The sequence below is a fragment of the Bradyrhizobium sp. CCBAU 51745 genome, from assembly GCF_028128715.1.
GTDB lineage: Bacteria > Pseudomonadota > Alphaproteobacteria > Rhizobiales > Xanthobacteraceae > Bradyrhizobium > Bradyrhizobium manausense.
In genome coordinates this window covers 264,749-277,491 of the sequence record NZ_LBJP01000089.1, presented here as the reverse complement: position 1 = coordinate 277,491, position 12,743 = coordinate 264,749, and the positions used below count along the sequence as shown (strand labels likewise).

Here is a 12,743-nt window from a genome sequence, read left to right as displayed (position 1 = left end):
ATCCACATATGAACCGAGCCGCCTTACATCTCGGCCGCCGTGCGGCTTCGATCCCTCGCGCACGAGCAGATCACCGCCCTCGCCGGGCAGAAACGAAAAACCGGACTTTTATGCAGCAGCCACCTGCACAAAGGTCCGGCCTTATCTTAGCTTGCCGCGATACCAAACGGCTGCAAAGGACGCTTCATATCCTTTGGGAGGTCTCGCTCTTCATCTGGGTTTCGACCCGGAGGCGCAATATATCAGTAGCCGATAAGACTACTTCTTTTTCTTTGAAGTCTTCTTTGCCACCTTCTTGGTAGCTGCCTTCGCGGTCTTCTTTGCCTTCTTCGCTTTCTTGGCCATGTCGTCCTCTGTAAGAATTGGCTCTCAGTTAACATGCCCACGCCGTGCATAGACATGCGCACGAGTGAGACGTTATCACAAAAGCAAAATTGATACCAAGGAGATGTGAATCCGCATTGAGTCGCTCGCCGGAGGCACTCGCTCTCGGGTCGCGCCGTCATTGCATTCCGGCGTCGCTAACACTGCCCCGAGCTCGGGTGCCTTTTTAACCGGTCTCGCGACTGCACTCGGTCCCGGGTCCCGCCGCTACGCGTCGGCGCTATGCTGACCCTCCTGCCGGTGCCATTTCTCTTAAGGCGATGCGTCCTTCGCACGCCCAAAACCGTTAACGAGCAGGGTCGATCGATACGGGACAGCCGATCAGTGATCCCTTTTAACTCCTTGCAGCGATGGTTGCCCAGCGTTTGGTCACGGTTGGAAACTTCAGAGCTCGACGCGCCATCATCTTGCCAGGCGAGCTGAGCGGCTTCAGTCCTGAAAGCTCAGAACGCGCAAGCTTATTACGGCCCGATCGCGGCCTTCTTTCCGAATCGCGCGCCATGAGATCCAATCGTTTTGCGCGGTGAACAGATGACGCTCTTGTCCCTGTCGCTGAAATAAATTGTAGCGAATTGTGTCCACGTGGCTCCGGCTTGATCGCCGCCATCGTTTCCATCGATGTGACTGCAAACCAGAGAAATGGGCTTCTCGGTCGCGGAGTTTAACGTTCCGCGACGTGAGGTATTGCTAACAGAAATCAATTGTCCGGCGGCACGAACTAAAAACAGGCATTCTTATTTTGCCAGCGTGGTTGACGCTGGCCAACTGCTCGACAATGTTGAAGTGCCATGAGGCGTTCATGGTGACCTAAGATTGAGACGAGTGCGATGACGTTTTTGAACTTCCGGCGTACCAGTGCCCGTGTCGGATATGCCGCGTGATGACGTCAGCGTTTGGACGTGAGCTTCATCTTGGCTTGAACCTGCATGGCGCTGGGGGACATGCAGCAGCTTGGCGGTGGCCCGGAAATCCTCCCGGAGCATTCTATGATATAGAGCACTACGTACGAGCCGCAAAGCTCGCCGAGCGTGGAAAGCTGGACGCGGTTTTCCTCGCCGACACGCCGGCGCTCAATCCGGCAATCGACAAGCACCCGCCGCTCAATGGCATCGAGCCGACGATTACGCTTGCCAGCATTGCAAGAGAAACAAGATTTGTCGGCCTGATCGGCTCGGCATCCACCACCTACAACGAACCCTATAACCTCGCGCGCCGATTCCAGTCGCTTGACGTTGTCAGTGGCGGCCGTGCGGCCTGGAACGCAGTTACGACATCCAATGTCTATACAGCGAGGAGCTTTGGTGGCCGCGAGCTGTCACGTGATGACCGCTACCGCCGGGCCGAAGAATTCGTGGAAGCCGTGCGAACCCTTTGGCTGAGCTGGGGAGAAGGTGCTCTGATCCTGGATCAGGCCTCCGGGCGGTTTGGTGATCCGGGCAGGCTGCGGACGAGGAGGCATGCCGGCGAGTTCTTCGATATCAGCGGGCCATTGACACACCCGGGCTCACGACAGGGACAGCCGGTCATCTTCCAGGCCGGTGGATCGGATCAGGGACTTCAGTTCGCGGCGCGAAGTGCCGATGCCGTGTTCTCATCGACAGGCGATTTGGAAATCGCCTTGCGGGAGGCCGATCGCCTCAGGTCCTTTGCTTCTCAACATGGACGACGGGCGCCCCTCGTCCTGCCAGGTATCGTCACGTTCGTCGGCGGAACCGAAAAGGAAGCGATCAAGCGCAAGGCGGAGCTTGATGACCTTCTCAACTTCGACGTTGCCGTTGATGGGCTGGCCAGTCGTTTCGGCATTCCTGCCGAGAAGCTGAAGATCGACGAACCAATCAATCTCAGTTTGCTGACGGAACATGCGGACGCGGCTTTTTCGATCGGCCAGCATCGCACGGTGGAAGCTCTCGCGCGTTCCGGCAAAACCGTCCGTCAGATCATCGTCGAGGCGCCTGCCTACGGCCACCGCATCCTGGTTGGAACGCCGGAACAGATTGCCGCGTCCTTCGAAGAGTGGTTCCGCTCTGACGCAGTCGACGGGTTCAACGTCATACCGGATGTTCTGTCCGACGGCACGCCTGCGTTCGTCGATCATGTTGTTCCCATTCTGCAGCGGCGCGGCCTATTCCGCTCGGATTATCGCGGCGAAACGCTGCGCGAGCATCTTGGCATTCCGCTGCCGGGTGAGCGCGCCGAGCAGGTCTCCGCCGCCTAACGTTCTTCTCCCCTTGTCACATTTGGAGCTTATCATGTCTAAGCCAGCTGCCGTTCGTTCGGCGTTTCTTCTCAAAAGTCTTAATCGTCGTCTGAAGTCTCACGCCGCAATCATCGCCATCGCGATGTCGGGCCTTTCGATCGCGGATGCCGTGCAGGCTGAGGATGCTACAGCTGGCAAGCCGCAATCGGGCGGGATTATCCGGTACGGTCACTTCCAGGAGCCGCCGTGCCTTTACGGTGGTTGGGTGCAGCAATGGTACCTGCAGCGTCAATTCAGCGACAATCTGGTCGTTAGGGCTGACGACGGAAAAATCCTGCCTTGGCTTGCGACCGGCTGGAGCATTTCGGATGACCGCACCATTTATACCTTCCAGATCAAGCCCGACGTCAAATTCACGGACGGGACTATTCTGGACGCACAAGCGGTCGTCGATAACATCAATGGATGGCTGAGCGACAATCCGGAGCTGGAGAATCCCACCGCCGGCCCTTATCTCAAGGGCGTCTTCGAATCCGCGGCGGCAACTGGCCCGCTGACGTTCAAGGTCACGCTCAACACGCCCTTCGAGCCGCTATTGAATGTCTTTGCGCAGTCCTCGCAAGGTATCCTGTCGCCGACGGCGCTGAAGCGTGGCAAGGCTGTGAACTGCGAAAGCCCGGTGGGTTCAGGTCCGTTCATCGTGGAGAAATGGAATCGTGGCAAGAACGTCATATTTCGTCGAAACCCCAATTATAATTCGGCGCCGGCGAACGCCAAGCATCAAGGCCCAGCCTATGTCGAGGGCATCGAGTGGCGTTTTCTTGCTGACCCCACGATACGCTATGGCTCGCTTCTGACCGGCGAATCCGACGTTGTCTATCATATCCCGGCCGTCAACTGGCAGGACGCCAATTCCCACTTCACGATCGTGCGTCACCTGACGGGTGGAACCCCGCTTCGGCTTGCGTTGTACTCGGAGAGACCGCCGTTCGACGACGTACGTGTCAGGCAGGCTTTTGCTTATTCTTCCGACCGGCGTGCTGCCGTGCAAGCGGCCTTTCTCGGCTCGCTGCCCTATGAGGGCAATTTCGCTTTGAGCCGAAGCTCGCCGGAATATGTCAGCGACCTCTCAAAATCCTATTCCTATGACATCGAGAAGGCGAACAAGCTGCTCGATGAGGCCGGGTGGACGGAGCGCGATGCAAACGGCATTCGAGCTAAGAACGGCAAAGCGCTGATCATACGCATCACCTACACCAACGCCTTTTCGCCTCCCGATGGCGATCAGGTCCTGCAGATCATCCAGCAGCAAGCGAAGGCTGCGGGGTTCGACGTGCGGCTCCAGCCCACCAACCAGGCTGATTTCTGGGCGGGAAAGAATTTTGGTCCAAATGACTATGAGATCGTTCCCCTGTATTGGGTTGCGCCCGGCGCCGAGATCTATCGCATCTCATACAAGCCCGACCTGAATGGTGTCCGCAATCCCTTCAATCCATCCCGCTATCAGGATCTGCCGCTGTGGGACATCATCCGGAAGGCCGAACAGGCGCCTGACAAGGTGCAACGCATCGCGCTTTACCAGCAGGCGGAGCGCCGGATCGTCGAGAACGCGCCGTCCCTGAGTTACACGGTGTTGGATGTCACCCTCGCTTTAGCCGATAATGTGAAGGACGTCTGGCTCGACAGCGGGTCGGTGGGTGAACCCGTTTTCTCGGACGCCTACTTCTCCGGCAAGAAATGAATGCGGCGAAGAGGATAGGCCACCGAAGCCTCTGGCTGGCGCGCCGGCTCTTATCCGGCGTGATCGTGGTCTGGGCCGCGGCGACATTCACCTTCCTTGTGCAGTTTCTGATGCCCGGGGAGCGCGCCCAGATCATCTTCAATGCAAATAGCGGAAGCGTGGGAGAGATTTCCCGGGGCCAGCTGCTCGCCATCAATGCCAGATATGGCTTCGATCAACCCGTCTTCGTGCAATACGGAAAGTATATAAGGGATATGATGCACGGAGACCTCGGGCAGTCCTACGTTCAATATCAACCTGTCACGGGTCTGATTGTGCGCCAGATCGGACCGACGATTGCGCTCGCCTTCGCCGCCATTTTGGCGGCTTGGATCATCACCATCATGACCACGGTTCTTTTCGCCGGGCGCGACAACATGTGGTCCAGGGCGCTCGGCGGATTTCAGGTTCTCCTGGCAATCTTGCCGCCCTATTGGCTGGGGACAATCCTGCTGGTCGTCTTCGCGATCCAGCTTCGACTGTTTCCTGTCGTCGGCGGCAACACGCTCATGGGCCTAGTTCTGCCGACAATGGCCCTGGCCTTGGAAATCTACGGCTTTCTTGGTCAGGCGGTCCTGAGTGAATTCACGCGAGTTCTCGACCAGCCCTTCATCACCTCGTCCAGGATGCGCGGGACAGGAGATTTCAGCGTCCGCCTGGGTCACGCTCTGCGCCATGCTGCCTTGCCAGGGATCACCCTTTCCGGCTGGATCATCGGCAAGCTGCTGTCGGGCGCGGTATTGATCGAAGCGGTCTTCGGCCGTCAAGGGCTGGGCGGCGTTCTTGTCGCGGCAACGTCGACACGCGATGTCCCGGTCGTCTCGGGGGTGATCTTGGTTTCAGCTTCCCTGTTTGTCGCGGCCAGCTTGGTCGTGGATATCGCGGTGCAGCTTATCGATCCCAGGATGAAGCAGGCATGAGTTTCGCCACGAGCTCCGCCGGACACGCAAAAGCGTTCCCTGGAAGAGTGCTAGGAGGCGCTCGTACGCTTCCGGTTCCGGTCCTCATCGCGACTGTCTTCGTCGTGTTCTTCCTGGTCGCAGCGATCGAGCCGAAATTGCTTCAGACGCATGATCCGCTGGCGCTGAGCTTGATGTCACCTCTCAAGGCTCCCTCATTGACCCATTGGCTGGGGACGGACCAATCCGGACGAGACCTCTATTCCCGTATCGTGGCAGGGACAGGTCAGTCTCTCTCGATTGGCCTCGGTGCGAGTGCGCTCAGCCTCGCCATCGCGCTCATACTGGGTGTGACGGCGGGCCTGTCCGGCGGCTGGATCGACAATGTGCTCAGCCGGCTCTTCGACGCCTTGTTCGCTCTCCCCACTCTGTTCCTGGCGCTTCTCTTCGTTTCGTTGCTGGGCACCTCGGTCTCGACGCTGATGATCGCCGTCGGCCTTGGAACGTCGCCCGGCTATGCGCGCATGGTGAGGGTGCAGGTTCTGAGGGTCAAAGCGACCGGGTATGTTGAGGCGGCAAAGGCGCTCGGCCACTCGCCACGGCGCATCCTGTTCAAGCATATCCTTCCCAACGCCATCAGCCCTCTTGCGACAATGTTCACGCTCGGGATCGGGCAAGCGATCATTTGGGCATCCGGCCTATCATTTCTCGGCCTGGGAGTTGCGCCCCCGTCATCGGAATGGGGCGCGCTGCTCAATGCCGGCCGCAACTACGTGATCTATGCATGGTGGCTCGAAATCATGCCCGGTATAGCGATCGCTGCCTTCGCGCTTTCTGTGACTGTCATCGGCCAGTACGTGCAGCAACGCCTGGAAGGAAGGATCGAGCTTTCATGAATGTGACCTATCCCGCAGCTTCTTTCCGGCCAAACGCCACACGGTTCCCGGCTAGCGACCCGCTGCTCACGGTACAAAACCTCAACGTTTCTTTCGGGCCGGCGCATGCGCGTCGAGCTGTGGTCAAGGGGGTCTCTTTCACTGTTGAGGAAGGCCGGTGCGTCGCGATCGTCGGTGAATCTGGTTCAGGCAAAAGCGTTACCGCCCGGACCCTGGTTGGCCTGACGGGCACGCGTTCTCATGTCCAGGCTGACCGCCTGACCTTTCAGGGACAGAATATTGATCGGCTCGGTGACAAGGAATGGAGAGCCTTGCGCGGCAAGCGCATCGGCTTCGTGTTGCAGGACGCGCTTGTGTCGCTCGATCCGTTAAGACCGGTCGGCAACGAGATCGGTGAAGCGCTGACTGTTCACCGTGCCATCAGGACGGGCGCAGACTTGACAGAACGGGTGGTTGAGCTTCTGAAGCTCGTCGGCGTGCCCGAGCCGGCGGTGAAGGCGCGGCAGCTTCCACATGAGCTGTCAGGCGGCCAACGGCAACGAGCCCTGATTGCGACCGCGATCGCTCTCGATCCGGCTCTTTTGATCGCAGATGAGCCCACGACGGCGCTGGACGTCACCATCCAGGCGCAGATCCTGGATCTGCTCAGCGAAACCCGCGAGCGCGGCAAGGCCATGATCCTCATCAGCCACAATCTTGCCCTGGTATCGCAGATGGCCGACGAAGTCATCGTCATGCGGCACGGCGAAATGGTCGAGCATGGCTCATCAGAACAGATCTTTGGCGATCCGAGACATGAATATACCCGGGGCCTTCTCAAGGCGATCCCGTCCGTCCGGTCACGCGGGAGCCGTCTGTCGTCCTCCAGAGCGCCGCGCTTCGTCTCGGCTTCAGGCGAAGAGACCAGAGAGCTGAACCGATCGAATATCGCACAGCGTGGTAAGCCGCTGCTCGAGGCGGAAAGGCTCGTCAAGCGCTTTCGCGGACCGGATGGCAAGCTGCGTACCGTCGTCAATGAGGTCTCGTTCAGCCTCGCCGAGGGAGAGACGCTTGGCATCGTCGGGGAGTCAGGCTCTGGGAAGACGACCGTAGCACGCATGGCGCTCGCGCTCGAAATGCCTGATGAAGGAGAGGTGAGGCTTGAAGGAGAACCGTGGACCTCTGCGACAGAGAAGCAGCGACGACGCCGGCGATCGGATATTTCGGTGATCTACCAGGACCCACTCAGTTCATTCGATCCGCGCTGGACCATCGAGCGGGTCATCGAAGATGCCTTGGTCACACGCCGCGGAGCCTCTTCCCTGGACAGAGGCAGTCGACAATACGAGCTCAGTGAGCTGCTTGATCTTGTGGGTCTGTCACCAGGCTTCAGGACCAGGCGTCCACTGGAGCTGTCGGGCGGTCAACGCCAGAGGGTTGCGATCGCCCGCGCGATTGCTCCACGCCCCAGGATCATCGTGTGTGACGAGCCGGTCGCGGCACTTGATGTATCCATCCAGGCGCAAATTCTCGATCTGCTTGGCGACCTCAAGTCTCATTTGGGCGTCAGCTATCTCTTCATCTCGCATGATCTCGGCGTCGTGCACCACCTGAGCGACCGTGTTCTTGTCATGAATCATGGCGTGGCCATCGAAGCTGGCGGAGCAGACGAGGTGTTTTTGCGGCCTCAACAACCCTATACGAGGAGGCTGGTCGCGGCCGTTCCACGATTGCATTTCCAGGCGGCGTAAAATCCTCATAGGCCAGCCGCTCAATCGCCGGTTCGCAGCAACAGGAGGTAGACGACTGAGCGCATTTGGGCACTTTCGTCGGGGCCCGGTAGCGAAGATCGCAGTTGTGGCTGGGAAGTCATTACTTGAGGAAGAGCCGCAAAAACCGAAGACAACGCCGAGGTGACGCGTTGACCGAGGCGGAGGGTCTGCGCCGAGATTGACGCTGGCCGGCCGGCAGACAAAAAGGCCCCAGCGTCACCAAAAGGGTAAGTGAGCTGGGGCACAAGTCACCTTCTGGCCCGGGATCACGAACCCGAGCCATCGGGAAAACTTGGCAAGCTCATCGTCGTTCCGCGACCGAACGAAACACAACAAATATTGGCTCGAGGGCCGGATATGAGAGCCGAAAGAATGGCTGCTTTGTTGGCAAAGTGATTTATCGCCGTGGGCGAGGGTTATGTTCGTTGAATAGATCACGCAGGCCACGCAAGGCGGGTCCAAGCCGAAGAGTGCCCGCGTCCTTGCCGAGATCATCAAGGGCAAGAGGCGCGAGACAAATATTCTGAGGCTCAACAAAGGTAATTTCACTTTTGCACAAACCGCGCAACCTTTCGTTGACTGCTAAGTTTCGCTGACTCTGAATGGAGCAGGTGCCAATGCCTCGCTACTTCTTTCATCAGCATGCGCGGGCGAAAAATTGAAGACCCTATTGGAGCACTATTCCCCACTGATAAGGCAGCATGTGACCGAGCCGCCCAGCGGATGCCGGCCGACCTGAAAAGAACCGCGGTGCGTTCCGACAACACCTGCGTCGCCACGGAGGTAACTGACGGCAACCGGACATTATTTGTCGTCAGAGGAACAGTTGTCGTCGAACGGCGGTAAGACGCTTCGGCGTCGGCAAACGCGCCGGGCGTCATCATGCCCCTTGATGCGGCGCATGGGTCCGAAATTGGCTCGCCTGCGAAGCTGCGCCGCGCCCTTCGCAGGTTAACCCATAGCGGTAATGGCCCTGAACCTCAGGAAGGCCGTTTAGCGAAAGCCAAACCTAAGCCAAGCATCACCATCGCTGCGCCTGACCCTTCGCGCAGTCTTTGAATAAGTTTTGGGCGTTCAGCTACACCGCTTCGGATACTGCTTGCAGCAAAAGCCACCACAATGTCTGCCAGCGTATTTAAAAAGACTGACACCGCGCCGAGAACAATAAACTGGATCGCCACATGTCCAGCGTTCAAGTCGACGAACTGTGGAATGAAGGCTAGAAAGAACGCTGCGGTTTTGGGGTTCAGCGCTTCCACAAGTACCCCCTCCCGAAACGCTCGCCGCGTCCCAATGGAGGCCGTCGCTTTGCCGAACCCCGCATCCTTACGCGCGGATCGGAACGTGCGTACACCCAGCCAAACGAGATAGGCGGCTCCCACGAACTTAAGCGCGGTGAATAGTTCTGCACTGGTCAGCACGATGGCCGAAATCCCCAAGCCTCCAGCGACGACGTGAACCATACCACCTAAGCCGGTTCCAAGGCTGGAGCTAATACCTTCGCCCCGGCCACCCGCGAGGGTCCGTGCAGCCACGTAAAAAATGCCCGGCCCCGGCGTTATGGCAAGTAGCAGCGCGGCAGTAATGTAGAGTGCGAATTGGATGGGATCAAACATGAGCGCGCTATTACCACTAAAAAGCCTCAGGCAACAGCCCGGAAATTGCTTCCGAGAAGTCGGCATTTGGCTTATCGCCGCCGGTGTCCCACCGCGAAGATATGTCGGCTTCTGTTAGGGGTAGAGGGACCTGAACTTAAACCGGCCAATTCGTCCCGAGTACCCCTGAGCCGCAATGCTCAGGACGTGCCGTCTGGGCCGCTGTGTGCAATAGCTGCCGTAAGAACTTCGATTCTTCGGGCGATCTCGCGCATGCGCTCAGAAGCACGCTTCAGTGCAGGGAGAACGGCAACATCGCTGATAGAAGCAATCTCGTTCACCTCTCGGTCAACAACCTCCAATTCTAGTCGGTGTTTCCGAAGTTCTGCGTTCATTAAGTCCAGGTTGTCCATCGTCTAAATCCAATGCGCAGCTTCCCAGCTGCTCCCTGTTTGCGTGCGACGATCTTACAATACTAGGCCAACGCCAGTGCCGCCCGTTGCATATTCGAGGCCATGTCGGCAGTCACTGCGCTTTGTTCATCGACTGCCGCAGCGGTGCTGGTGACATATTCGTCAACGTTCACAATAGCCGATTTGATTGCATTTAGCGCACCTAACACATCACCGGACGCGCCGGTAAGCGCGGCTATCTCAGCATTGATCTTGTCGGTGGCCTGCTTAGCTTGATTTGCCAAACTCTTGACCTCCGATGCAACAACGGCAAAGCCGCGCCCCGCTTCGCCAGCGCGAGCAGATTCGATAGTCGCATTCAGCGCGAGAAGATTGATCTGCCCAGTGATGTTCGCGATCAACTCGACGATCCCGCCCATCGCATCGGTTGCCATCGTGAGACGCTGCGCTTGGCCATCTGCGCCTTCGACTCGGCTGACTGCCGTGTCTACTACGCTGCGGGCCTTGACCATCGTTTCGGAAATCTCGCGGATCGAAGCAGACATTTCTTCGCTTCCGGCTGCGACGGAATGAATGAGTCCCTTAGCCTCTTCAGCCTTCATCCGTGCAACAGCTTTCTCCGTCACGTCGGTCGCGTATTTCACAACCTTGAAAGGTTTGCCGTTGGGATCGATGATAGGATTGTACGAGGCTTCGATCCAAATCTCGCGGCCGCCCTTTGCAAGCCGCTTAAATTCACCGGCCTGATATTCACCGGCTCTAAGGCGATCCCAAAACTCCTTGTAAGAGGAAGAGCCGCGTTCAGTAGGATCGACAAACATGCCGTGATGTTTTCCTTTCACCTCACCCAAGGCATAGCCCATCGCACCAAGGAAGTTTTCGTTCGCCCATTGGATGGTGCCATCCATTGCAAATTCAATAACCGCCTGCGATTTTCGAATGGCCTCAATCTGCCCCTTCGTGTCGGCGGATTCCAGGCGTTCTCTGGTTACATCAGTTGCAAATTTGACGATTTTGATGGGCTTTCCGAACTCGTTGAGGATCGGATTGTACGACGCTAATATCCAAACTTCGCGGTTGCCCTTAGCCAGGCGCTTGAATTCGCCGCTGACAAGCTCGCCCCGGTTCAGTTTAGCCCATCCCTCTTTGTACGCGGTGCTTGCCGCAAAGTTTGAATCAACGAAGATGGAATGGTGCTTGCCGGCAATTTCAGCTAATCCGTAGCCCATCACTCTCAGGAAATTTTCGTTTGCGGTGATGATGTTGCCGTTCAAGTCGAATTCAATGACGGCCTGCGCACGATCCAGCGCGGCAATCTTTCCGTTTTGCTCAACATTCTTTACGTGTTGCGCAGTGATGTCCGTAGCGATCTTTACGACCTTGTAGGGTTTCCTGTCCTTTCCAAGAATGGGGTTGTAGGTCGCTTGTAGCCACAGCGGGGAGCCGTCCTTTCTGATCCTGTGGTACTGCGCGGCCTGGAATTCGCCGCGCGCTAACCTCTTCCAGAACTCGGCATAGCCGGGCTTCTCGCGCTCGGCCGAAGGAACGAAGATGCTGTGGTGCTTGCCTTGTATCTCCGATAACGAATACCCAACGACCGCGAGGAAGTTGGCGTTAGCGGTGACAACCGTCCCATTCGGCTCGAATTCGATCACAGCTTGCGAACGATTGACCGCCTGCGCGGTTCCGATGGCGTCTTGAACGACTTTGTTGATCCGGCGAAACATGGTCCATCCCGACACGGCTGAGCAATGCCTAAAGAATAGGCAAGCAGTGTAAACGGATCGCTAACTATGCGAACGCCCCCGTATTTGTACGATGTCATTCTTTGCGCGAAAGAAATTGGCGGTTCTGCGAGTGGAACTTGCTGATTGTGTTTTCGTGCAGCTTTCGTCACCGACGATCACTGCCATTGATACCGCCTGTTCGCAGCCGCGCATGAGTCTGTTTCTGGCAGATGGCAGCCGCATCTCACGGCCGAGGATATGTCCGCTGTTAAAACGAGCCAAATCGTCGCAATTGATCCGTAGCGGCCCCCCGGGGTGCTCGACACGGCATATGCTCCGGGGTGCAGAACTGTCCCGCACTGCGCAAGGTTACCGCATTTGCCGGACGACCCTAGTTTCTGCGTGCCGGCCAGGGCGTTGGGGCAGGACCGCAATCAGCACGACAATGGCAACAAGGATCACAGCCGAAGCCCAGGGACGGTTCAAGGCGAGGCCACGCAATCAAGTTTTCGCCGGACGGTGGTACAGTCGATCTTGGCGTCACCGGGGAGGGCGAAATGGCGGTCGTCCAAATCGAGGATGGCGGGCCCGGTATCACGCAGGCTGACATCGTGCGCATATTCGAGCCCTTCTTCCGCGGCGGAGCGCCGAGCGGCGAGGGCTGCGGGCTCGGTCTATCGATCGCCAAACGGGCGATCGATCAGGCGAGCGGTGTCATCGAAATTGAGAATATCCAGGCTCGAAATCGCCGGAGAAATAGCTTTCCGCGAAAGCACAGGCCAGGGAGCTAACTTCGCTATCGCAGCGCGTTGTTGCCAAGTGAGCATGTCGGCGCATGGCTTCGCACCTTGCTTGGGTCTGAAAAGATAACCCGCGAGCCGTCGGGACAGGGAGCGACTTGGCATACGCCTCATCGTGAAAATGTACGTCAAGGAGCCGCTGACCCTCGCTCCTTTTCAAACAGGCGCGCTGACGCAAAGATGAAATTGCCTTGAGAATATTGCGACGTGGCGCGGCATCAGAAACGAGCGTCCATGACGCCAAACTGGAATACGGCCCTAGCGCGCTCTGGGCGACCCACGCTACCCCCTCGCCCGAGCC

Annotated in this window: 9 protein-coding genes; 6 read left to right on the top strand and 3 right to left on the bottom strand. The window is 58.0% G+C overall.

The window, feature by feature from the left end:
• The first annotated feature begins 1,264 nt into the window (after nucleotides 1-1,264).
• The 5 genes from XH98_RS31500 to XH98_RS31480 are packed head-to-tail and all read left to right on the top strand — an operon-like array spanning nucleotide 1,265 to nucleotide 7,886.
• Nucleotides 1,265-2,599, top strand: a complete 1,335-nt coding sequence (locus tag XH98_RS31500; protein WP_271620941.1) for an NtaA/DmoA family FMN-dependent monooxygenase — start codon at nucleotides 1,265-1,267, stop codon at nucleotides 2,597-2,599.
• Between the two features lie 34 nt (nucleotides 2,600-2,633).
• Nucleotides 2,634-4,322, top strand: coding sequence for an ABC transporter substrate-binding protein (locus tag XH98_RS31495; RefSeq protein ID WP_271620940.1), 1,689 nt, complete (start codon nucleotides 2,634-2,636; stop codon nucleotides 4,320-4,322).
• Nucleotides 4,319-5,281 carry an ABC transporter permease gene (locus XH98_RS31490; RefSeq protein ID WP_271620939.1) on the top strand — a complete coding sequence of 321 codons (963 nt, stop codon included), beginning with the start codon at nucleotides 4,319-4,321 and terminating at the stop codon, nucleotides 5,279-5,281. Before XH98_RS31495 ends, XH98_RS31490 begins: the two co-directional genes overlap by 4 nt.
• A complete protein-coding gene (locus tag XH98_RS31485; protein ID WP_271597913.1) occupies nucleotides 5,278-6,156 on the top strand; it encodes an ABC transporter permease in 879 nt (292 codons plus the stop codon). The genes XH98_RS31490 and XH98_RS31485 overlap by 4 nt, the downstream gene beginning before the upstream one ends.
• Nucleotides 6,153-7,886 (top strand): dipeptide ABC transporter ATP-binding protein, encoded by a 1,734-nt coding sequence (locus tag XH98_RS31480; protein ID WP_271620938.1) that lies wholly within the window; start codon nucleotides 6,153-6,155, stop codon nucleotides 7,884-7,886. Before XH98_RS31485 ends, XH98_RS31480 begins: the two co-directional genes overlap by 4 nt.
• Nucleotides 7,887-8,887: 1,001 nt before the next feature.
• Here XH98_RS31480 and XH98_RS31475 read toward each other — a convergent pair.
• The 3 genes from XH98_RS31475 to XH98_RS31465 form a co-directional block, all read right to left on the bottom strand.
• A complete protein-coding gene (locus XH98_RS31475) occupies nucleotides 8,888-9,523 on the bottom strand; it encodes a LysE family translocator (protein ID WP_271597915.1) in 636 nt (211 codons plus the stop codon).
• A gap of 179 nt (nucleotides 9,524-9,702) precedes the next feature.
• Nucleotides 9,703-9,915: a hypothetical protein gene (locus XH98_RS31470; RefSeq protein WP_271597916.1), complete on the bottom strand. Its 213-nt coding sequence runs from the start codon at nucleotides 9,913-9,915 to the stop codon at nucleotides 9,703-9,705.
• A 62-nt stretch (nucleotides 9,916-9,977) separates the two neighbouring features.
• Nucleotides 9,978-11,642: a methyl-accepting chemotaxis protein gene (locus tag XH98_RS31465; protein WP_271620937.1), complete on the bottom strand. Its 1,665-nt coding sequence runs from the start codon at nucleotides 11,640-11,642 to the stop codon at nucleotides 9,978-9,980.
• Between the two features lie 398 nt (nucleotides 11,643-12,040).
• Between XH98_RS31465 and XH98_RS31460 the strand changes: the two genes are divergently transcribed.
• Nucleotides 12,041-12,433 carry a sensor histidine kinase gene (locus XH98_RS31460; RefSeq protein WP_333932790.1) on the top strand — a complete coding sequence of 131 codons (393 nt, stop codon included), beginning with the start codon at nucleotides 12,041-12,043 and terminating at the stop codon, nucleotides 12,431-12,433.
• The last annotated feature ends 310 nt before the right edge of the window (nucleotides 12,434-12,743 follow it).

Excerpts from the sequence above, each read along its gene's own strand:
- XH98_RS31500 (WP_271620941.1), top strand. The coding sequence starts at position 1,265 with ATGACGTCAGCGTTTGGACGTGAGCTTCATCTTGGCTTGAACCTGCAT.
- XH98_RS31495 (WP_271620940.1), top strand. The coding sequence starts at position 2,634 with ATGTCTAAGCCAGCTGCCGTTCGTTCGGCGTTTCTTCTCAAAAGTCTT.
- XH98_RS31490 (WP_271620939.1), top strand. The coding sequence starts at position 4,319 with ATGAATGCGGCGAAGAGGATAGGCCACCGAAGCCTCTGGCTGGCGCGC.
- XH98_RS31485 (WP_271597913.1), top strand. The coding sequence starts at position 5,278 with ATGAGTTTCGCCACGAGCTCCGCCGGACACGCAAAAGCGTTCCCTGGA.
- XH98_RS31480 (WP_271620938.1), top strand. The coding sequence starts at position 6,153 with ATGAATGTGACCTATCCCGCAGCTTCTTTCCGGCCAAACGCCACACGG.
- XH98_RS31475 (WP_271597915.1), bottom strand. The coding sequence starts at position 9,523 with ATGTTTGATCCCATCCAATTCGCACTCTACATTACTGCCGCGCTGCTA.
- XH98_RS31470 (WP_271597916.1), bottom strand. The coding sequence starts at position 9,915 with ATGGACAACCTGGACTTAATGAACGCAGAACTTCGGAAACACCGACTA.
- XH98_RS31465 (WP_271620937.1), bottom strand. The coding sequence starts at position 11,642 with ATGTTTCGCCGGATCAACAAAGTCGTTCAAGACGCCATCGGAACCGCG.